Origin of the sequence: Mesorhizobium sp. M7A.F.Ca.CA.002.04.1.1, assembly GCF_004022805.1 — a bacterium.
GTDB classification, from domain to species: domain Bacteria; phylum Pseudomonadota; class Alphaproteobacteria; order Rhizobiales; family Rhizobiaceae; genus Mesorhizobium; species Mesorhizobium ciceri.
This window is the reverse complement of the sequence record NZ_RZPL01001101.1, coordinates 1-1,144: the sequence shown is the minus strand read 5'-3', so window position 1 is coordinate 1,144 and position 1,144 is coordinate 1. Positions and strand designations below refer to the sequence as shown.

At 63.6% G+C, this 1,144-nt stretch carries 1 protein-coding gene; it reads right to left on the bottom strand.

Annotated features, from left to right (window positions below):
• Positions 1-1,144, bottom strand: a 1,144-nt coding sequence (locus ENZ75_RS32480) for an acetyl-CoA carboxylase biotin carboxylase subunit (protein ID WP_164888205.1), incomplete at both ends; no start/stop codon positions are given.

Below are 1,144 nucleotides of genomic sequence, written 5' to 3'. Positions count from 1 at the left end.
GTCTTGATACCGTCGACGACGAACTCGTCCAGGGCGCGGCGCAGGCGCATCATGCACTCGACGCGGTTACGCCCATGTACAATCAGCTTGCCGATCAGGCTGTCGTAATAGGGCGGGATCTTGTAGCCGGAATAGACGCCGGAATCGACGCGGATGCCCAGACCACCCGGTGTGTGGAAATGGGTGATCGTACCGGGCGAGGGGGTGAAGGTGCGTGGGTCCTCGGCGTTGATGCGGCATTCGATGGCGTGGCCGTTGAACTTGATGTCCTCCTGCTTCACCGAGAGGCCGCCGCCGGAAGCGACGCGGATCTGCTCATGCACGAGATCGATGCCGGTGATCGCTTCCGTCACCGGATGCTCGACCTGCAGGCGCGTGTTCATCTCGATGAAATAGAACTCGCCATTTTCGTAGAGGAACTCGATCGTGCCGGCGCCGGAATAGCCGAGGTCGGCGATCGCCTTGGCGCAGATGCCGCCGATACGGGCGCGCTCTTCGGCATTGAGGGCCGGCGAGGGCGCCTCTTCCCAGACTTTCTGGTGGCGGCGCTGCAAGGAACAGTCGCGCTCGCCGAAATGCACGCCGCGGCCAAAGCCGTCGCCGAACACCTGCACCTCGATATGGCGCGGCTTTTCCAGGTATTTCTCGATGTAGACCGCATCGTCGCCGAAGGCCGCACCGGCTTCCGTGCTCGCCGTTTGCAAGGCGACCTCAAGGTCGGCCTCGGTAAGCGCTACCTTCATACCGCGCCCGCCACCACCGGCCGATGCCTTGATGATCACGGGATAGCCGATCTCGGCGGCAATGCGCCTGGCTTCCTTTTGGTCGGTGACGGCACCGTCCGAACCGGGCACAACCGGAATGCTGAGGCGCTTGGCGGTTCGCTTGGCCTCGATCTTGTCGCCCATGATGCGGATATGGTCGCCGGACGGACCGATGAAGGTGATGTTGTGCGCGGCCAGTATGTCGGCGAACTTGGCGTTCTCCGACAGGAAGCCGTAGCCCGGATGCACGGCGTCGGCGCCGGTGATTTCGCAGGCCGCAACGATCTGATGGATGTTGAGATAGCTGTCGCGCGATGGCGGCGGACCGATGCAGACGCTCTCGTCCGCGAGCCGCACATGCATGGCGTCGGCATCGGCGG